This is a genomic window from Roseateles sp. GW821-FHT09G03 (assembly GCF_059416045.1).
Genome location: NZ_JBWKOK010000002.1, coordinates 1,071,288 through 1,089,372, shown reverse-complemented (window position 1 = coordinate 1,089,372; position 18,085 = coordinate 1,071,288). Strand labels below are relative to the sequence as shown.

General features: G+C 68.6%; 18 protein-coding genes and 2 tRNA genes. 8 read left to right on the top strand and 12 right to left on the bottom strand.

The window, feature by feature from the left end:
- Positions 1-7: 7 nt before the first annotated feature.
- Together secD and yajC are read right to left on the bottom strand one after the other, a co-directional pair.
- A complete protein-coding gene (gene secD, locus AC07OZ_RS12140) occupies positions 8-1,915 on the bottom strand; it encodes a protein translocase subunit SecD (RefSeq protein WP_495467335.1) in 1,908 nt (635 codons plus the stop codon).
- 154 nt (positions 1,916-2,069) lie between these two features.
- Complete coding sequence (yajC, locus tag AC07OZ_RS12135; protein ID WP_067278751.1) at positions 2,070-2,399, bottom strand: preprotein translocase subunit YajC; 330 nt, start codon at positions 2,397-2,399, stop codon at positions 2,070-2,072.
- Between the two features lie 216 nt (positions 2,400-2,615).
- Between yajC and AC07OZ_RS12130 the strand changes: the two genes are divergently transcribed.
- Positions 2,616-3,281, top strand: a complete 666-nt coding sequence (locus AC07OZ_RS12130) for a GntR family transcriptional regulator (protein ID WP_495467334.1) — start codon at positions 2,616-2,618, stop codon at positions 3,279-3,281.
- A gap of 168 nt (positions 3,282-3,449) precedes the next feature.
- Here the strand turns inward: AC07OZ_RS12130 and AC07OZ_RS12125 are convergent, their stop codons facing one another.
- Positions 3,450-4,052 (bottom strand): hypothetical protein, encoded by a 603-nt coding sequence (locus AC07OZ_RS12125; RefSeq protein ID WP_495467333.1) that lies wholly within the window; start codon positions 4,050-4,052, stop codon positions 3,450-3,452.
- Positions 4,053-4,174: 122 nt separating this feature from the next.
- Positions 4,175-5,038: a DMT family transporter gene (locus tag AC07OZ_RS12120; RefSeq protein ID WP_495467332.1), complete on the bottom strand. Its 864-nt coding sequence runs from the start codon at positions 5,036-5,038 to the stop codon at positions 4,175-4,177.
- A 246-nt stretch (positions 5,039-5,284) separates the two neighbouring features.
- Between AC07OZ_RS12120 and AC07OZ_RS12115 the strand changes: the two genes are divergently transcribed.
- Positions 5,285-6,181 carry a LysR family transcriptional regulator gene (locus AC07OZ_RS12115; protein ID WP_495467331.1) on the top strand — a complete coding sequence of 299 codons (897 nt, stop codon included), beginning with the start codon at positions 5,285-5,287 and terminating at the stop codon, positions 6,179-6,181.
- Positions 6,178-7,719 carry an ABC transporter permease/substrate-binding protein gene (locus AC07OZ_RS12110; protein WP_495467330.1) on the top strand — a complete coding sequence of 514 codons (1,542 nt, stop codon included), beginning with the start codon at positions 6,178-6,180 and terminating at the stop codon, positions 7,717-7,719. Before AC07OZ_RS12115 ends, AC07OZ_RS12110 begins: the two co-directional genes overlap by 4 nt.
- A gap of 32 nt (positions 7,720-7,751) precedes the next feature.
- On the opposite strand, the gene AC07OZ_RS12105 is transcribed toward AC07OZ_RS12110, so the two are convergent.
- From AC07OZ_RS12105 to AC07OZ_RS12085, 5 genes are all read right to left on the bottom strand, one after another.
- Positions 7,752-8,870: an HDOD domain-containing protein gene (locus AC07OZ_RS12105; protein ID WP_495467329.1), complete on the bottom strand. Its 1,119-nt coding sequence runs from the start codon at positions 8,868-8,870 to the stop codon at positions 7,752-7,754.
- A 123-nt stretch (positions 8,871-8,993) separates the two neighbouring features.
- Entirely contained in the window at positions 8,994-9,725 is a 732-nt protein-coding gene (locus tag AC07OZ_RS12100; RefSeq protein WP_495467328.1) for an ABC transporter ATP-binding protein, read from the bottom strand.
- Position 9,726: 1 nt separating this feature from the next.
- A complete protein-coding gene (locus AC07OZ_RS12095) occupies positions 9,727-11,562 on the bottom strand; it encodes a branched-chain amino acid ABC transporter ATP-binding protein/permease (protein ID WP_495467327.1) in 1,836 nt (611 codons plus the stop codon).
- Positions 11,563-11,587: 25 nt separating this feature from the next.
- Positions 11,588-12,622, bottom strand: coding sequence for a branched-chain amino acid ABC transporter permease (locus AC07OZ_RS12090; protein WP_495467326.1), 1,035 nt, complete (start codon positions 12,620-12,622; stop codon positions 11,588-11,590).
- 247 nt (positions 12,623-12,869) lie between these two features.
- On the bottom strand, positions 12,870-13,427 hold the full coding sequence (locus tag AC07OZ_RS12085) for a GAF domain-containing protein (RefSeq protein ID WP_495467325.1): 558 nt from the start codon (positions 13,425-13,427) through the stop codon (positions 12,870-12,872).
- 315 nt (positions 13,428-13,742) lie between these two features.
- Here AC07OZ_RS12085 and AC07OZ_RS12080 point away from each other — a divergent pair, with 315 nt between their 5' ends.
- Positions 13,743-13,979: a hypothetical protein gene (locus tag AC07OZ_RS12080; RefSeq protein WP_067278790.1), complete on the top strand. Its 237-nt coding sequence runs from the start codon at positions 13,743-13,745 to the stop codon at positions 13,977-13,979.
- A 37-nt stretch (positions 13,980-14,016) separates the two neighbouring features.
- Here the strand turns inward: AC07OZ_RS12080 and AC07OZ_RS12075 are convergent, their stop codons facing one another.
- Positions 14,017-14,577 (bottom strand): thymidine kinase, encoded by a 561-nt coding sequence (locus AC07OZ_RS12075; protein ID WP_067278796.1) that lies wholly within the window; start codon positions 14,575-14,577, stop codon positions 14,017-14,019.
- A gap of 201 nt (positions 14,578-14,778) precedes the next feature.
- Between AC07OZ_RS12075 and AC07OZ_RS12070 the strand changes: the two genes are divergently transcribed.
- The 4 genes from AC07OZ_RS12070 to selD all read left to right on the top strand — a co-directional run bounded on the left by AC07OZ_RS12070 (position 14,779) and on the right by selD (position 17,699).
- Positions 14,779-14,982: a hypothetical protein gene (locus AC07OZ_RS12070; RefSeq protein WP_082938792.1), complete on the top strand. Its 204-nt coding sequence runs from the start codon at positions 14,779-14,781 to the stop codon at positions 14,980-14,982.
- 128 nt (positions 14,983-15,110) lie between these two features.
- The gene (locus tag AC07OZ_RS12065) at positions 15,111-15,986 is read left to right on the top strand and encodes a ProQ/FINO family protein (RefSeq protein ID WP_495467324.1); all 876 of its coding nucleotides are present in this window, start codon (positions 15,111-15,113) and stop codon (positions 15,984-15,986) included.
- Positions 15,987-15,994: 8 nt separating this feature from the next.
- A complete protein-coding gene (locus AC07OZ_RS12060; protein ID WP_495467323.1) occupies positions 15,995-16,597 on the top strand; it encodes a tRNA-uridine aminocarboxypropyltransferase in 603 nt (200 codons plus the stop codon).
- Between the two features lie 25 nt (positions 16,598-16,622).
- Complete coding sequence (selD, locus tag AC07OZ_RS12055; RefSeq protein WP_495467322.1) at positions 16,623-17,699, top strand: selenide, water dikinase SelD; 1,077 nt, start codon at positions 16,623-16,625, stop codon at positions 17,697-17,699.
- A gap of 56 nt (positions 17,700-17,755) precedes the next feature.
- Here the strand turns inward: selD and AC07OZ_RS12050 are convergent.
- Both AC07OZ_RS12050 and AC07OZ_RS12045 read right to left on the bottom strand, forming a co-directional pair.
- Positions 17,756-17,832 (bottom strand) — tRNA-Met (locus AC07OZ_RS12050).
- A gap of 119 nt (positions 17,833-17,951) precedes the next feature.
- A tRNA-Met gene (locus AC07OZ_RS12045) sits at positions 17,952-18,028 on the bottom strand.
- Positions 18,029-18,085 lie beyond the last annotated feature (57 nt).

Below are 18,085 nucleotides of genomic sequence, written 5' to 3'. Positions count from 1 at the left end.
GCCGTTGTTACTTGGCCTCGACGGCGTCGGCCGTCGATTCGGTCGGGGCCGTGGTCGCGCCAGGCTTCCAGACGGTGCCGATGGACACGGACTTCAGCCGCTTGCGGCCGCCGTACCAGAGGTTGACCAGCGCGCGCGAGAACATCACCGACGAGATCATCGAGGTGATGATGCCCAGGCAGTGCACCACGGCGAAGCCCTTGATCGGCCCCGAGCCGAAGGCCAGCAGTGCCAGGCCCGCGATCAGCGTCGTCACGTTGGAGTCCAGGATGGTCGCCCAGGCGCGTTCGTAGCCGGCGTGGATCGCCTGCTGCGGCGCGAGCCCGGCGCGCAGTTCCTCGCGCACCCGCTCGTTGATCAGCACGTTGGCGTCGATGGCCATGCCCAGCACCAGCGCGATCGCCGCGATGCCCGGCAGGCTCAGCGTGGCCTGCAGCATCGACAGCACCGCCAGCAGCAGCAGCAGGTTGAAACCCAGCGCCACCGCGGAGAACACGCCGAACATCATGTAGTACAGGCACATGAAGATCGCCACCGCGACGAAGCCCCAGGTCACCGACGCGATGCCCTTGTCGATGTTGTCCTTGCCCAGCGACGGGCCGATGGTGCGTTCCTCGATGATCTCCATCGGCGCGGCCAGCGAGCCGGCGCGCAGCAGCAGCGCGGTGTCGCTGGCTTCCTGCGTGGTCATGGCGCCGCCGGTGATCGAGAAGCTGTTGCCCAGCTCGCCGCGGATGACCGGCGCGGTCACGACCTGACCCTTGCCCTTCTCGAACAGCAGGATCGCCAGGCGCTTGCCGATGTTCTCGCGCGAGACGTCCTTGATGACGCGGGCGCCCTTGGCGTCCATCTTCAGCGTCACGGAGGGCTGGTGGTTCTCGTCGAAGCTCGGCTGCGCGTCGTTCAGGTTGTCGCCGGTGACGACGACCTGGCGCTTCACGATGATCGGCGTGACGCCGTCCTTCTCGGTGAAGCGCTCCGTGCCGAAGGGCACGGGTCCGGTGCCCGCCAGCGCGGCCGTGGCCTCGGCGCTGTCGTCCACCATGCGCATCTCCAGCGTCGCGGTGCGGCCGATGATGTCCTTGGCCTTGGCCGTGTCCTGCACGCCCGGCAGCTGGACGACGACGCGGTCGCGGCCCTGCTGCAGGATCACCGGCTCGGCGACGCCCAGCTCGTTGACGCGGTTGTGCAGCGTGGTGATGTTCTGCTTGATCGCGGCGTCCTGGACGGCGATCACCGCCTTGGGCGTCAGCGAGCCGGTCAGGCGCAGCTCGGTGCCGGCGCCGGACGGCGTCCACGCGAAGTCGGGCACCTGGTCGCGCAGCAGGTTCTGCGCCTGGGTGCGCGTGGCCTCGTCGCGGAAGTTGATGGCGACGTCGTTGCCCTCGCGGGTGACGCCGGCATGGCGGATCGTCTTGTCGCGCAGCATCGTGCGGACGTCGGAGGCCATGGATTCGGCCTTCTTCGTCAGCGCCGACTTCATGTCGACCTGCATCAGGAAGTGCACGCCGCCGCGCAGGTCCAGGCCCAGGTACATCGGGAACGCGTGCAGCGCGGTCAACCAGGCCGGCGAGCGCGACACCAGGTTCAACGCGACGATGTAGGTCGGATCGTTCGTCTCGCTGCCGTTCAGGGCCTTGGCGATCGCGTCCTTGGCCTTGATCTGGGCGTCGGTGTCATGGAAGCGCGCGCGGATGGAGCCGCCTTCCAGATGCACGAAGTCGGGCGTGACGCCGACCTGCGTGATCGCCTGCTCGACGCGCTGGCGGACCGCGTCGTCGATCTTGACGACGACCTTGGCGCTGGACACCTGCACCGCCGGCGCTTCGCCGAACAGGTTGGGCAGCGTGTAGATCAGGCCGACCAGCAGTGCCACGACGAGCAGCACGTACTTCCACAGCGGATAACGGTTCATGAGGAGATCCTCTGCAAACCAGGCGCCGCGTCGGCCGATGCGGGCATCGGCCCGGCGGGCGCCTCTGAAAACCGACCCGGCGCGTGCGTCGCACGGGCCGGGTCGTCAGGGAGCGGTCACGCGAAGCGCGGCCGCCCCGGGTCGGGGTTTCGAATTATTTCGAGACGGTGCCCTTGGGCAGGACCTGCACGACGGACGTGCGCTGGACCTGGATCTCGACGCCGGAGGCGATCTCGACGGTCAGGTACTGCTCGCCGATCTTGACGACCTTGCCGAGCATGCCGCCGCCGGTGATGACCTCGTCGCCCTTGGCCAGGGCCTCGACCATCGTCTTGTGCTCCTTCTGGCGCTTCATCTGGGGACGGATCATCACGAAGTACATGACGACGAAGACGGCCACCAGGGGCAGCATCTGCAGGAAGCCGCCCGTGGGGTCGGACGAGGCAGCAGGCGCGGCCTGGGCGAAAGCGTTGGAGATAAACACGTCGATATCCTCAGGAATTGCGTTGGCGCCGGCGCGGGGCCGGAGCGCCGCCGGACACGAGGTCCTGGCGTACGGAAGAACCGGTGATTGTATGCGGCCCATCCGGCCGGCCCGGCACCCGCCGGACGCGGATTTAACTGGGGTTGACCTGCGCAAACTCAATCGCGTCCGGACCAGGGATTCCCCGCATGTCAGACCCTGCGATGATCCGCGCCCATGACTTCAGACACCGTGGAGCTGCAGGACGTCGACAAGCGCCGCCAGGCGGACCAGGCCTACGACGCGATCGAGACGCTGATCGCGACCTTGCAGCTGCGCCCGGGCGCGCCGGTGGTGGAGTCGGAGTTGATCGCCAGGATCGGTCTGGGCCGGACGCCGACGCGCGAAGCGCTGATGCGGCTGGTCGCCAGCGGGCTGATCGCGCAGCAGCCGCGGCGCGGCCTGCTGGTCAGCGACATGCCGCTGGCGGAACACCTGGACCTGCTGGAAGCGCGCCGGCCGCTGGAGCGGCTGATCGCGTGCTGCTCCGCCCGCCGGGCGTCACCGGCGCAACGCTCGGAGCTGCTCGCCTGCGCGGCCCTCATGGCGGAGGCCGCGGAGCGGCACGACCTCGAGGCCTACATGCGGGTGGACCAGGCGCTGGACCGGGTCAACCACACGGCCTGCCGCAACCGCTACGCGGTGGCGGCGGTGCTGCCCATGATCATCCAGTGCCGGCGCTTCTGGTACGCATACCGCCACCTGGGCGATGTCGCCCTCGGCGCGCGCGCGCATCAGCGCCTCGCGGAGGCGATCGCGGGCGGGAACGGAGACGCGGCCGCGGCCGCCTCGGACGTCTTGATGGACCACCTGCGCGCCTTCACGCAGCAGGTGATCGCTTGAAGTTCCGGAGCCTCACCGGCTCGCTGATCGAGGCGTCCGTCGAAGACGCGAGGGGTGGAGGCTCGCCGGAATCCGCTGCCGCGGTCGGCGGCAATGGAGCCGGAGACCGCCTCGCCCGCTTGCTGAGCTGACCAGGACCGCGGCGCACGGCAGTTCTGCCCGGAGCGCTCATCGGAAACGCACCCGCGCGACGCTGATCTGCGTCGTGCCGTCCGGCAGCGGCTTCACCGAGACGACGCGGAAGTTCTTCGGCAGGCCGACCTTGTAGAGCTGACCGCCCGCATCGGGCTTGTCGTCGTCGCAGGTCAATGCGCCGCCGTCCTTCGGCTTGCCGCGCGGCGCGTCGGCGGCACCGCAATCCAGCAGGGTGCCGTATCGCGGCAACGCGCGCCGGTAGAACCTGCCGATGCGATCGACATCGTCCCGGCTCTGGAACTTCCCCGCCGCCAATTGCATGCCGAACAGACCGCCCCACAGGCTCATCTGCACGCTCGACTTGTCCTCGTCACGGTCCTTGTAAGGCACGGCGCCGGGATAGAGCGGCGTGTCGAGTTCGGCGCCGTCGGTCTTCGCATCGACGGTGATGCCGGCGCTGAAGCCCTCTGATGCAGGCGGTGGCGGGGCCGGCTGTGCGCAGGCGCCCAGCGCCAGCGTGATGGCCCCGACCAGCAGGGCCGCACGAGACGTTCGCGCGGACGGGCAAGAAGCAACGGACGAGGTCGGCGGAGAAGACAGCGGAGAAGGCTGTGAAGAGATCGGCGACTGGATCACGGGACGCTCCCTGGTTCGACGTGCGAGGCACTGTACGAACCGGTACAGCGGGCGGCGCCCGCGCGGCGACCAGCTGCATCTCCAGAGGGACAGGCCGCAGGGATCGCGGAGCAGCCGCGTCCTCAGGCACGGCGACGCAAGGTCCACAGCGCAGCGGCGATCAGGCCGACGCCGACCATCTGGGAGGGACTCAGCGCCCGGCCGTAGACCGCCCAGTCGACGAGCACGGCCGTGCCGGGATAGACGAACTGCAACACCGCGATGCGTCCGGTGCCGAGCCGCGCCATGCCGGCGTACAGCACGACATAGGCCAGCCCGGTGTGCAGCACGCCGAGTCCCGCCAGCCAGCCCCAGGCGGCGCCGAACGCCGGCAGCCCCTGCATCAACGGCCACGGCAGCAGCACGACTGCGCCCACGACGCACTGCCCCGCCGACAGCGCGAACGAACCGGCACGTTCCGCCTCGCGCTTGGCGATGAAGCTCGCCGCCGCATAACTCAACGACCCGAACAGGCACATCCCCACGCCGAGCGCATAGCCCGGCAGTTGCAGGGCGCCGCCGGCCGCGCCGGCGGGCGCGAACACTTCATCCGCGATGCCGGTGGCCAGCGCGAGACCACACAACGCGATGGCGGCGGCCGACCATTGCGCGCGGGTCACGCGCTCCCGCAGCCAGAACGCCCCCATCGCCATCAACCAGAAGGGCTGCACATGGAAGACGACCGTCGACACGGCGATCGAGCACCGCGGGATCGCCGCGAAGAACAGCCCCCAGTTCACGACGGTGAGCAGCCCCACGGCGAGCACCGCGCCCAGCGCACGGCCGCGCAGCCGGACGAGCTCGCCGAGCTGGCCGCGCGCGGCGCCCCACACGAGCAACGCGGCGAGCCCGAACACGCAACGGAACCACACCGTCGTGGCGGGGTCCTGGGCCGCTTCCTCGACGAACACGCCGATCGTGCCCAGCAGCAGCCCGCCGCCGATCATGAGCGCCTGGCCTTCGCGCAGGCGCCTGTCCTGCGCCCCGGAATCGATCGGGGAGGACTCAAAGGAAGGCCCGGAAGCAGGCACGGAGGACGGCGTGGCAGAGGCCTCGGGGGAAGACCTGGCAGAAGAGACAAGCGATGGGGACATGCGACGAGTCTGGGCCGCCCTCCGCATCCTGCAAAGCGGATCCTCTTCACGCTTAGCATCACGGAATCGAATGGATGCCCGCGATGGGCGGAGGACCCGATGCCCTCGACCGACCTTCAACTGGACTGGCTGCGCGCCTTCGTCGCGGCGGTGGATGCCGGCTCGCTGACGGCCGCGGGGGCCCTGGTGCATCGCTCACAGTCGGCGCTGAGCATGCAGATCGCCAAGCTGGAACAGGCGGTGGGCCAGCCCGTGCTGGTACGCACGCCGCGACGGCTGGATCTGACGCCGGCCGGGCGCGAACTGCTCGGCCACGCGCGCCGGCTGATCGCGCAGCACGACGAGGCGGTCCAGGCCCTCAAGCGCGAGACGCTGCATGGCCGCCTCACGATCGGCGTCCCCGAGGACTACGCCCTGCCCTACCTCACGCCCGTGCTGCGCGACTTCGCGGGCCGGCACACGGCAGTGGAACTGACCCTGGTCTGCCAGCAGTCGACGGTGCTGATCCCGCGGGTGTCGCGCGGCGAGGTCGACGTGGCCGTGGTGACGCGTGATCGCGCCGGTCGCGGACAGCCGCTGTTCGACGAACCGCTGGCCTGGTTCGGCGCGCCGCGTTTCGAGGCGTGGCGGCAGACGCCCTTGCCCGTCGCGGTCTACGAATCGGGCAGCCTTGCGCGCAAGGCGGCGCTGTCCGCGCTGGCGGCGTTGAAGCGGCCCCACCGCATCGTCTGCGACAGCGCCAGTCCGGCAGGCATGCTGGCGGCCGTCGAGAGCGGCCTGGCCATCGCGCTGTTCACGCGCTGCAGCGTGCCGGAGGGCATGGAACTGCTCGACGAACGGCATGGCATGCCCCCGGCGACCTCGCTGCCGGCGATGTCGGTGGTGCTGATGCGCAGCAAGGCGTCGGCAGGCTCGGCGGCGGCCGACGCCTTCGCGGGCCAGGTCTTGCGCACGTTGGCACGTACGCGGACGGGCTCGACTATGCTGCGCCGATGATGCTGCTCCGCCGGCTGCGGCCCCTCCTTCTCCTGCTGGTCTGCGCGCTGCTCACGGGCGCGCCGCACGCCTGGGCCGCGGAGCCGCTGCGCATCGGTTCGAAGCGGTTCACGGAGAGCTACATCCTCGCCGAGGTCCTCGCGCAGACGGTGCGCGCCGACGATCCCTCGGCCGATGTCGAGATCCGCCAGGGCCTGGGCAATACCGCCATCGTCCACGCGGCGCTGAAGGCCGGCAGCATCGACGTCTACCCCGAATACCTCGGCACGATCGAGCGCGAGATCCTCGGCCATGCGACCACCGGCGCGCCGCTAGATCAGTTGCAGGCCGAACTGCGCCCGCTGGGTCTGGCGATCGGCGTACCGCTCGGCTTCAACAACGGCTACGCCCTGGCGATGCGGTCGGCGCAGGCGCGCGAACTCGGTCTCACCGCGCTGTCGCAGCTGAAGGGGCAGCCGGGACTGAAGCTCGGCCTCAGCAACGAGTTCCTGGGCCGCGCGGACGGGTGGCCGGGCCTGTCGAAGCGCTACGAGCTGCCGCAAGCGCCGACGGGGCTCGATCACGGCCTGGCCTATCGCGCGCTCGCCGATGCCCAGATCGACGTCACCGACGTGTACACGACCGACGCACAGATCGCGGCGCTGGACCTCACGGTGCTGGCCGACGACGGGCATTTCTTCCCGCGCTACGACGCGGTGCTGCTGTATCGCGCCGATCTGCCGCAACGGCATCCGCGCGCGTGGGCGGCGCTGCAGACGCTGCGCGGTCGCATCGACGAGACCGCGATGATCGCGATGAATGCGCAGGCCGAGGTCAAGCGACAACCGTTCGATGCGATCGCCCGCGAATTCCTGGCAAATCACGTCCGGGCCTCGGGCACTTCCTCTGCGGCCGCGGCGCCGGTCAAGTCCGGCTTGTGGACGAGATTGACAGGGCCGGATCTCGGACGCCTCACGGGGCAACACTTGGCGCTGGTGCTGGGCGCCGTCGCGCTGGCCACGCTGGTCGGCGTGCCGCTGGCGGTCGCGCTGCACCCCTGGCCGCGCTGGCGCGAGGCGCTGCTGGCCGTGTGCGCGCTGCTGCAGACCGTGCCATCGCTGGCGATGCTGGCGCTGCTGATCTGGGCGATGAACCGCATCGGGCCGGTGCCGGCCCTGGTCGCGCTCACGCTGTACGCGCTGCTGCCGGTGCTGCGCAACTGCACCGTCGGTCTGAGCGAAGTCCCCGAGGGATTGACCACCGCCGCGAAGGCGCTGGGCCTCACGCGGGGTCAGGTGCTGCGTTCAGTGCAATTGCCGCTGGCCTTGCCGGTGATGCTCGCGGGCCTGCGCACTGCCACCAGCCTGTCCGTGGGGACCGCCACGATGGCGGCGTTCATCGGTGCCGGAGGCTATGGGGAACGCATCGTCACCGGGCTCGCGTTGAACGATCAGACCCTGCTGCTCGCGGGCGCATTGCCGGCCGCCGCGCTGGCCTTGCTCTTCGAAGGCGTGTTCGGCCTGATGGCTTGGCGACTGGCCAGAAGCCGCGGCGCCTGAAGGTTCGCGCGAACGCCGTGATGTCCTGGGGTTCAGGACTCGGCGGCGGCGAATTCGCGTTCCAGGTCCGCATAGCAGCGCTGCTGCGCGGCGGACCAGTCGCCCAATTGCGCGGGCTGCAAGCCCGGCTGCATCAGTTGGCGCAACGCGACCGCCTGCGCCTGGCGCACCAGGTGCGCGAGCACGACGGACTCGGCGCCACGCCCCGGGCGCGGCGCCAGCGCTTCGGCCACCTGCGGCGGGAAGCCCCAGTGCTCGACGATCTGCGCCGACCACGCGGCCGTCAGCGGCAGCAGCTGGCGATGCAGGCCTTCGCGGTCCAGCGGCGGCACCGACGGCGCGGACATGCCGTCCAGCGCGCGCAGCAGCGCCATCAGCCCGAGCTGTGAACTGAGGCCGGCTAGATAGGCGGAGAACTCGTCGTCGCCCGCATTGGCCAGGCGCGCCGTGGCGAACGCGGTGCGCTCGCTGAGGTCCCACAGCAGCGTGCCGGAGCGGCTGCCGTAGCGGCCCTTGCCCTGATGGAAGATGGGCCGCATCGCGACGCTCATCACCAGTTGGTCCAGGCCCTGCTGGCCGAGGACCATCACCGCGCCGGCGAGATCGGTGATCTCGCGCTCGGTGCGATAACGCGGCGAATTGGCCAGCCGCATCAGTTCACCGACGAGGCTGGGGTCGCGCGACATCAGCTGCACCAGCTCCGTCGAGGACACGTTGCTGCGTCGCACGAGGCGCATCAGTTGCGGCAGTACGGCGGGCAGGCGGGGCAGCAGGTCGGCCCACTGCGAGCCGCGCTGCGCCTGCAGGCGTTGCATCAGCCCCTGCTCGCCGGCCGACGGCGGCACGTCCTTCAGTCGCGACAGGCCGAACAGCCGGGTGCTGAAGTGCAGCCACTCCGGCGAGGCATCGAGGGTGGGGAAGACGATGTCGCCGCCGCTGTAGACCGCGGTCTGGGTCGAGACCATGCCAGGTCCTTGCGAGTGCGCGGAGGCCGACGACAGCGTGGGCGGGATCGGGATGTCGACCGGCCGTACCGGCGACGGCGCGGATGGCGTCCCTTTCGATGTCCCGCCCGTGGCGGAGGCTCCGCCAGTCGACTTGGTGTCGGCGGAACCGGTGAGCAGTTTGCGGAGGGAGGACAGCAGAGCCATGGCGCGTGTTCGGCGAATTATGGTCGGCCGATCCCGCGCGGGTGTTTCACGGGCGTCACGCTTTTCCCCCCGATTCGGGGTGTGAGGAGCGGCTTGCGGCGCTTCCTCACGCCGCGGCGGGCCTCACTGCGGCTGGCGACTCGCCCCGAGGTAGGTCTCGATCACGCGCGGGTCCTTCGCCAGATCGGCCGCCAGGCCTTCGAGCGCGATTTCGCCGGTCTCGAGCACGTAGCCGTAGTCGGCGACTTCCAGCGCGGCGCGGGCGTTCTGCTCGATCAGCAGGATGGAGACGCCCGCCTCGCGCAACTGCGCGACGATACGGAACACCTCCTTCACGATCAGCGGCGCCAGGCCAAGACTGGGCTCGTCGAGCATCAGCAGCTTGGGGCGTGCCATCAGCGCGCGCCCGACGGCGAGCATCTGGCGTTCGCCGCCGGACAGCGTCCCGGCGAGTTGCGCGCGGCGTTCCTTCAGGCGTGGGAACAGCGCATAGACGCGCTCCAGCTCGTCACGCCACCCTTTCACGCCCAGACGCATCGGCCGGAAACCACCGAGCACAAGGTTGTCCTCGACGGACATCGTGGTGAACAGCTCGCGCTTCTCGGGCACCAGCGCGAGGCCCTTCATCACCCGCTCCTCGAGGCTCAGGCCCTGGATGTCCTCGCCGTCGAAGAGGACCTGCCCGCGCGCCGGCAGCACGCCCATCAGCGCGTTCAGCGTCGTGCTCTTCCCGGCGCCGTTGGGACCGATGACGGTGACGACCTCGCCCTCCCGCAGGCGCAGGTCCAGGCCCGTCAGCACCTCGGCGCGGCCGTAGCCGGCATGCAATCCGCTGACCTTCAGCAACTCGCTCATGTCAGTGTTCCGTTCCCAGGTAGGCCGCGCGCACCTCGGGACTGGCCTGCACTTCGGCGGGCGTGCCCTCGATCAGCTTGGTGCCGAACTCCATCACGACGATGCGGTCCGTCAGTCCCATCACGAAGTCCATGTCGTGCTCGACGAGCAGGATGCTCATGCCTTCGGCGCGCAGCTGGCGCAGCACCGCCGCCAGCGCCTGCTTCTCCTTGTGGCGCAGGCCCGCGGCGGGCTCGTCGAGCAGCAGCAGCGTCGGGTCGCTGCACAGCGCCCGCGCGATCTCCATCAGACGCTGCGGTCCGAGCGCCAGGTTGCCCGCGAGCTCGTGCACATGGTCCTGCATGCCGATGCGGCGCAGCTGGGTCTCGGCCTCGGCGAAGAGGCGCTTCTCTTCCGCGCGGTCAAGGCGCAGCATCGCCCGCGTCGTGCCGCTGTGCGAGCGGAGGTAACCGCCGAGCGCCACGTTCTCCAGCACCGTCATGTCCGCGATCATCTTCACGTGCTGGAAGGTCCTCGACATGCCACGACGCGCGATCTGCCGGGCAGGCAGGCCGGTGATCGGCTCGCCGGCGAAGCGCAGTTCGCCGGCAGTCGCGGAGAGCACGCCCGAGACCAGGTTGAAGGTCGTCGACTTGCCGGCGCCGTTAGGGCCGATCAGGCCCATGATCTCGCCCGCGCGCAGCTCGAAGCTGACATCGTTCACCGCGACCAGTCCGCCGAACTGCTTGCGCAGCTTCTCGACCTTCAGCAGCACCGAACCGGCCTGCGGCTTCGCGCGCGATTCGAGCGCGGGCGCGCCCTCCCAGTTCCGCTCGCGCGGCCGCGCTGGCCACCAGCGCGACAACGCCGCCTGCAGCGACGGCCACAGGCCCTTGGGCGCGTACTTCAGCATCAGGACCAGCACGACGCCGAGCACGATGATCTCGAAGTTGCCGTTGCTGCCGAGCAGCGCCGGCAGCAGCTCCTTGAGCTGGTCCTCGATGATCTTGAACACGCCTGCGCCGACGAAGGCGCCCCACACACTGGCCACGCCGCCGACGACGGCCATGAAGAGGTATTCGATGCCCATCTTCAAGCCGAAGGGGCTGGGGTTCACGGTGCGCTGGACGTGCGCGAAGAGCCAGCCCGAGATCGATGCCAGCAGCGCGGCAATCAGGAAGACGACGACCTTGTAGCGGAAGGTCGAGACCCCCATGGACTCGGCCATCACCGTGGCGCCGCCGAGCGCGCGGATCGCGCGCCCAGGGCGGGAGTCCAGCAGGTTGCGCACGGCGATCGCACCGAGGATCGCGAACAGCCAGATCAGGTAGTAGATCGCCCGGCCGTCGGCGAGGCTGACCCCGAACAGCTCGATCGCCGGCACGCCGAGCAGGCCGTCGTACTTGCCCAGTGACTCCATGTTGGCGATGGTGAAGTTCAGGCTGAGTGCCCAGGCGATGGTCGCCAGCGGCAGGTAGTGCCCCGACATCCGCAGCGTGATCAGGGCCAGCACCAGCGCGATGGCCAGCGTGATCGCGATCCCGGCGGCGAGGCCGATCCACGGCGACAGTCCGTAGCGCGCGCTCAGCAATGCCGTCGTGTAGGCGCCGACACCGACGAAGGCGGCCTGGCCGAACGAGGTCAATCCGCCGACGCCGGTCAGCAGCACCAGGCCCAACGCGACAAGCGCGAACATGCCGATGTAGTTCAGCTGGGTGATCCAGTACTCGGGCACCGGCAGCAGTGGCAAGACCGCGAGTGCGCCAAGCAGCAGCGCGGGCACGATGCGCCGCTTCCAAGGGCTGGACACGGCGGTCGAGCTCGCGGCGGAAACAGGAGCGGAGGCAGAGGCCTTCATGGCGGCGGATCGATCGGAGGCCACGTCAATGCTCCTCATGGTGCGGATCTCGCCAGCTGCGCCACAGCAGCACCGGCAGGATGGAGGTGAAGACGATGACCTCCTTGAAGGCGCTGGCCCAGAAGGAGCTGAACGACTCGATCAGGCCGACCAGCAGCGCGCCGAGCGCGGCGCCCGGGTAGCTCGACAGACCCGCGAAGACGGCGGCGACGAAGCCCTTCAGGCCGATGAGGAAGCCGCTGTCGTAGAAGATCGTCGTGGTGGGGCTGATCAGGATGCCCGACAGTGCGCCGATGAAGGCCGCGAGCGTGAACGACAGCCGGCCCGCGGAGATGCTCGAGATGCCCATCAGCCGGGCACCGAGGCGGTTCACCGCGGTCGCGCGCAGCGCCTTGCCGTACAGGCTCTTCTCGAAGAACAACCACAGCGCCACGATCAGGGCCGCCGAGGCCATCACGATGATGAGTGTCTGACCCGAGAACATCAGCGGCCCGGCCGAGTAGCTCGCGTCCCAGAAGCTCGGATTGCGCGAGCCCTCGGCGCCGAAGAACACCAGGCCCAGCCCCGTCAGCGCGAAGTGCACGCCGACCGAGACGATCAGCAGCACCAGCACCGACGCGTCGGCCAGCGACTGATAGGCAAGCCTGTAGAGCAGCCCGCCCATCGGCGTCACGACCGCCAGCGTCAGCAGGGCCTGCGCCACCAGCGGCAGCTTCATCGGAGCGAGCCACAGCGCGCAGAGCCCGATCGCGACACCGGGCAGTGCCCGCAGCGCGATCGGCGCCCACTCCGCCTTGATTCGTCCGGCCCGTGCAGCCGCGATCAGGTCCAGCACCGCTGCCAACAGCGCCATCGCGATCAGGAAGTGGATCGTCAGCGGCGTGTGACCGAGCTGCAATCCCGCCAGCGTCAACGCGCCGAAGGCGACGAACTCCCCCTGAGGGATGAAGATCACCCGCGTGACCGCGAAGATCAGGACGAGGGCCAGTGCCAGCAGCGCGTAGATCGCGCCATTGGTCACCCCGTCCAGCACCAGGATGCTTGCAATCGCCCCGTCCACCTTGTCTCCTCGTGGTGCCGGGCAAGGCCGTTGATCGCGCGTCGCCGATGCGTGCCGGCGCCGTCACGACCGCTCCGAAGGCCATCGCCCGGGGGTTGGTCGTCCATGGGACGTATGGCGACCGACTCTAGCGGCAAGCCTTCAGCCGTCCGTCAGTGGATGCCGCATTGACATTTCGCAAGAAATTAATCCGACCGGTCGGTCGAAGTTGATTCATGTTCGCCGGCGGGCCTCACGGCCTGCGCGGTCACACGGTCTCGGGTTCGTTCCGCAATGCGTGCAGGTGAAGGCATGCCTTTGCTGTGGCGCGGCGCAGGTCCAGTTCCTCGCGCTTCGTCCAGACACGGGCCGTGTCGCGCTGCCCCAGCGCGACCACGCCAAAGGTCTTGCCGTTGATCTGGCCCGACACATCCAGCATCGCGCGCCAGGTCGGCGGCGGTTGCAGCGCGCTCAGTCGCGGATCGGCCTGGGCGTCAGCGCAGTTGTAGACACCCTCGGTCAGCAACGCGTCGAAGTAGCCTGGATAGGCGCGCTGCTCGCAGAGACCGCGCTGACGGCTCGCCCCGTCGATCGCGTGCGCACCGAGGCATCGCAGGCGATGTTCTCCGGGCTCGCCGTCCAGCAGCCAGAGGCTGGCGTGCGAGCTGCGAAAGTAGCCGCACAGGGCTTCGCTGACGACCTGCGCATAACGTTCGGCCAGTTCGCCGGCCGTTTCCAGGCGGCTGTCGCCGGCCTCGGTCGCCGGCCATTCCATGTCCTGACTGGCCGCCCGCATGGCGGCAAACAGCCCTTCGATCCTTTCCATCGTCGCGCTCGCTCCCTGTGTGTCCTTGTTGTTGACGCCACGGTGAAACGGCGCGGCGGCATTCTAGGTGTTTTCCCTAGAACGCGCCAAGCACCTTCCGGCAGACGTTCCGCCTGAGAGGGAACGCGGTCGCCGCCGACGGTGACGAATGTCTCTTGGAACCGATTCGGGCGACCTTCGCGCGAGGTCATTAGCGATGCCCCGGTACGGAGAGGCTCCGGCTTATAGGAAAATACGGGTTTCGCCGTCTGTCCCTGGGGGGAACTTGGGACGATCGGCGCCGCATTTCAAACTTTCATCAGGATCAGGAACAGCGTGGCCAAGGATACGACCAAGACGACCATCGAAGCCGATGGTCTGCGCTATCGCTCTAAAGCACCAGGGTCGCCGTTCGCGGCAACCTCCTCGTTCGGCGCGGCAACCATGTCGTGCTTCCTCTGCGGCAAGCATCGCCCCCGTGCGCTGCTGAAGTCCCGCAAGCTGCTGGGCAAGTCCCAGCCAGTCTGCGCCCCTTCCTGCAAGGAACTGGAAGAGCAGCTGACGAAGAAGTAAGCCCAGGCTTACCTGGCGACCTCAGGACGCCATGTCCTCAGGACGCCCTGAAGCAGCGTCCACAGACCGCGCGGTAACGGGAGTTGCCGCCGATCTCGACCTGCGCGCCTTCGGTCTGCTTGCGGCCGGTGGCGTCGACACGCATGTTCATCGTCGCCTTGCGGCCACAGTCGCAGATGGTCTTCATCTCGTCCATCTCGTCGGCAAGCGCCAGCAGGGCGGCGGAGCCGGTGAACAGTTCGCCGCGGAAGTCCGTCCGCAGGCCGTAGCAGATGACAGGCACGTGGCGCATGTGCGCAACCTCGTGCAGCGACCAGACTTGGTCCTTCGACAGGAACTGCGCCTCGTCGACGAGGATGCAGGCAATGCCCGGTGACTGCGTGATCAACGCGCGGAAATCCGTCTCGCCGTTGAACACCTCCGCGACCCGCTGCGGCCCCAGCCGCGACGTGACCATCCCCTTGCCGTAGCGGTCGTCGACCCCGGCAGTGAACAGGCGCACGGCATGGCCACGCTCTTCGTAGTTGTGCGCCACCTGCAGCAGGGCGGTGGATTTGCCGGCATTCATCGCGGCATAGCGGAAAAACAGTTTGGCCATGGTTCTCGAACGCCCGGGCCGCCGGGCAAGCGGGCGATTGTCGGCGTAAAAGCCGCCGTTCGTCGGACGGCGCTTTCACCCCCGGGCAAGCGATGTAGCGGGGCGTCACACGCCCCACCTACTATTGAACGCGAGGGAATCGATGCGCCGACGGGACACGAACCCGCCGGCGCGAACAAGAGCGCCAAGCGAAGCGAGACCATGAGCAAAGACACCTGCACCGCCGTTCGGGATGACGGCCTGCGCTATGCCTCCAAGCTGGGGGGGTCGCCGTTCCAGGGTAGCGGTCAAACCCGCTCCTGCTTCAAATGCGGTCGCCATCGGCCGCCGAGCAGTCTCCAGTCCAAGCGGATCCTGGGCCGGACCGAGTTGGTCTGCAAGCCCGCCTGCGAACCGAAGACCTGATTCCCCCTCCGGAAGGCGTCCTCAGGCAGGACGGGCGACTTCCGTCGATCGGCGCGAATTGCCACGCCCGCGCGGCTATGGGCACAATCCCCCCTTTTCCCGAAGGCCGGCCCCGCGCCGCTTGATGCATGTCCTCCAGCACCCCGCCGCAAGGCGAAGTGACCTCCTCCGAGTTCCCCGATCAGAAGGCCCCTGCCACCGAGACGACTGAGGCCGAGCTGTCGGCATCGACGTCGGAGGCGGCAGCGCCCGTGCCGGAAGTGGACGAATCCTCCAACGAAGCGACCGCGGACGCCGAAACGGGCGATGCCGCCACGGGCGACGCCACGCCTGGTCAGGCGAAGGCTGCCGAAGGCGGTCGCGTCGATGTCCAGGCCGTCGCGGCCAAGCTCAAGGCGCTGTTCCCCGCACTGTTCGCTGGCGGCGCCAAGCCGCTGAAGTTGCGTGTGCAGTCCGACATCCAGCAGCGCGCACCAGGCCAGTTCACCAAGGCGCAGCTGTCTGCATTCCTGCGGCGCTACACGGGCGGCACCGGCTATCTGATCGCGCTGACCCGTGCCAAGACACGCTTCGATCTGGACGGTCAGCCGGCAGGCGATCTGAGCGATGAACACAGAGTGGCCGCACAGGAAGAACTGGTCCGTCGCCGCGGCATCTCCGATGCGCGTCGCGCTGAGGAAGACCGCGGCCGCCAGGAGCGTGCACAACTGCTGCGCGACTTTTCGCGTACGACGCTGACACCGGCGAACTTCTGTGCGCTCAAAGGCTTGACGCAGGAACAGCTGGACGCCCAGCTGAAGCTGGCGCGTGAGGAAGAAGCGCAACAGCCGCCGCGCCCGGAACGCAACGACCGCCCACCTCGTGGCGGTGAGCATCGCCGTGGCGGTCCTCGAGGTGAAGGCCATCCCGGGGGGCCTGGCCAAGGTCCGCGCGGCGATCGCCCGCGCCGGGACGGGCCAGCCCGTCCGAACGACGCCCGCAAGCCCCCGCGCCAACCGCGCTGACCCGTTCCATGTCCGCCACCGAGGGTGGCCAGAGCGGCCGACGCCCCCTTTGCGAGGGATGCGGACGGCCGCTCGTTGCTTGCTGGTGCGCGTGCGTACGCCAAGTCGACAATCGCGCGGCGCTGCTCATCCTCCAGGATGCCGATGAGGCCGGGCACGCGAAGGGGACCGGTGCGCTGCTGGCGCGCTGCCTGTCGCATGTCGAGTTGCGCGTCGGTGAGCGCTTCGAACCACCGCACTCCCTCGACGGACTTGTCCTGCTCTATCCACGGCCACGCGGCGAGGCACCGACCCGTTCGATGACCATGGAGGCTGCAACGACAACACTGGTGGCACTCGACGGCACCTGGCGCGGAAGTCGTCGACTGCTCGCCCTGAACCCTTGGCTTCAAGCGCTGCCGCGACTCGCCCTCGATGCGCCGCCGCCTTCGCGCTACGCCATCCGTCGCGCCCATGCAGACGCGCAGCGCAGCACGCTGGAGGCCTGCGCCCTGGCGCTGGCAATGCTCGACGGCGACGAGTCCCGCTATCTGCCGCTGTGGCAGGCCATGGAGGCCTTTGTCGCCCTGCAGCGCCGTCTGGCGGGTCACCCCACACCCTCGCTGGTTTGAAGCGCCAGGGGTAAGCTGCGGCGCCATGACGCTCCTTGCCACCTCCCCCGCCCCGGCCTCCGAGCCGCGACTGACCTCGCTCTCCCACGGTGGAGGGTGCGGATGCAAGATTGCGCCAGGCGTACTCTCGGAAATCCTCAAGAGCACGAACGCCCTGCCGGTGCCCAAGGAGTTGCTGGTCGGCATCGAGACCTCGGACGACGCAGCGGTCTATCGGCTCAACGATGAGCAGGCCCTGGTGGCGACCACCGACTTCTTCATGCCGATCGTCGACGACCCGTACGACTTCGGCCGCATCGCCGCGACCAATGCGATCAGCGACGTCTACGCGATGGGAGGACGCCCCATCATGGCGTTGGCACTCGTGGGCATGCCGATCGCGGTGCTGAGCGCAACGACGATCGGGCGCATCCTTGAAGGCGGCGCTTCCGTCTGCCGTCAGGCCGGCATCCCGATCGCCGGCGGGCACACCATCGATTCCGTCGAGCCGATCTATGGTCTGGTCGCGCTGGGACTCGTCCATCCTTCGCGCGTGAAGCGCAACGCGGACGCCCAGGTCGGCGACGTGCTCGTGCTGGGCAAGGCGCTCGGTGTGGGCGTGATGTCGGCGGCGCTCAAGAAGGGCAGACTCGACGACGCGTCGTACCAGCGGATGCTGGAGACAACCACCCTGTTGAACACGCCAGGGCCCGAACTGGCGGCACTCGACGGCGTTCACGCGCTGACCGACGTGACCGGCTTCGGCCTGGCGGGGCATGCGCTCGAGATCGCACGTGGCTCGCGCTGCGGGATCGAGATCGATTGGGCGGCGGTGCCCTTGCTCGAGGGCGTCCGATCACTGGCCTCCGAGGGTCTGATCACCGGGGCCTCCGGGCGCAACTGGGCCGCCTATGGCGCCGAGATCGCGCTCTCCGTTTCGCTGCCGACGGAGACGCAAGCACTGCTCAGCGATCCACAGACCAGTGGCGGCCTGCTCGTGTCGTGCTCACCAGAGTCGGTCGACAGCGTGCTGGACGTCTTCGCGCGACACGGCTTCGGCGCGGCCGCCGTCATTGGGCGACTGGTCGCACCGGAGGACGGTGGGCGACTGAGAGTCAGTTGACGTCCGAAAGACGTCGGAAAAAACAAAGGGCCCTCGCATGAGGGCCCTTGTTTGATTGGTTGCGGGGGCAGGATTTGAACCTACGACCTTTGGGTTATGAGCCCAACGAGCTACCAGACTGCTCCACCCCGCGGCTGTACCGCGCGGCGATCAGCGATGACGCTGATCTGCCGATTCGTTGAACGACCCTCAAACGCCTGATTGGCCTTCGTTTCGTTCAACCACGCTGTCCTGTGACAACGTTCAATATTCTGGTTGCGGGGGCAGGATTTGAACCTACGACCTTTGGGTTATGAGCCCAACGAGCTACCAGACTGCTCCACCCCGCGACTGAAGAATGAGAGTGTAGCACGGAAAGGACCACCGCCCCAACTTTCGGCGACAGT

What these genes read in the sequence shown, in the direction of transcription:
- secD (WP_495467335.1), bottom strand. Translation starts at nt 1,915, where the DNA reads ATGAACCGTTATCCGCTGTGGAAGTACGTGCTGCTCGTCGTGGCACTG.
- AC07OZ_RS12130 (WP_495467334.1), top strand. Translation starts at nt 2,616, where the DNA reads ATGACTTCAGACACCGTGGAGCTGCAGGACGTCGACAAGCGCCGCCAG.
- AC07OZ_RS12120 (WP_495467332.1), bottom strand. Translation starts at nt 5,038, where the DNA reads ATGATCGGCGGCGGGCTGCTGCTGGGCACGATCGGCGTGTTCGTCGAG.
- AC07OZ_RS12115 (WP_495467331.1), top strand. Translation starts at nt 5,285, where the DNA reads ATGCCCTCGACCGACCTTCAACTGGACTGGCTGCGCGCCTTCGTCGCG.
- AC07OZ_RS12110 (WP_495467330.1), top strand. Translation starts at nt 6,178, where the DNA reads ATGATGCTGCTCCGCCGGCTGCGGCCCCTCCTTCTCCTGCTGGTCTGC.
- AC07OZ_RS12105 (WP_495467329.1), bottom strand. Translation starts at nt 8,870, where the DNA reads ATGGCTCTGCTGTCCTCCCTCCGCAAACTGCTCACCGGTTCCGCCGAC.
- AC07OZ_RS12100 (WP_495467328.1), bottom strand. Translation starts at nt 9,725, where the DNA reads ATGAGCGAGTTGCTGAAGGTCAGCGGATTGCATGCCGGCTACGGCCGC.
- AC07OZ_RS12095 (WP_495467327.1), bottom strand. Translation starts at nt 11,562, where the DNA reads ATGAAGGCCTCTGCCTCCGCTCCTGTTTCCGCCGCGAGCTCGACCGCC.
- AC07OZ_RS12085 (WP_495467325.1), bottom strand. Translation starts at nt 13,427, where the DNA reads ATGGAAAGGATCGAAGGGCTGTTTGCCGCCATGCGGGCGGCCAGTCAG.
- AC07OZ_RS12075 (WP_067278796.1), bottom strand. Translation starts at nt 14,577, where the DNA reads ATGGCCAAACTGTTTTTCCGCTATGCCGCGATGAATGCCGGCAAATCC.
- AC07OZ_RS12070 (WP_082938792.1), top strand. Translation starts at nt 14,779, where the DNA reads ATGAGCAAAGACACCTGCACCGCCGTTCGGGATGACGGCCTGCGCTAT.
- AC07OZ_RS12065 (WP_495467324.1), top strand. Translation starts at nt 15,111, where the DNA reads ATGTCCTCCAGCACCCCGCCGCAAGGCGAAGTGACCTCCTCCGAGTTC.
- AC07OZ_RS12060 (WP_495467323.1), top strand. Translation starts at nt 15,995, where the DNA reads ATGTCCGCCACCGAGGGTGGCCAGAGCGGCCGACGCCCCCTTTGCGAG.
- selD (WP_495467322.1), top strand. Translation starts at nt 16,623, where the DNA reads ATGACGCTCCTTGCCACCTCCCCCGCCCCGGCCTCCGAGCCGCGACTG.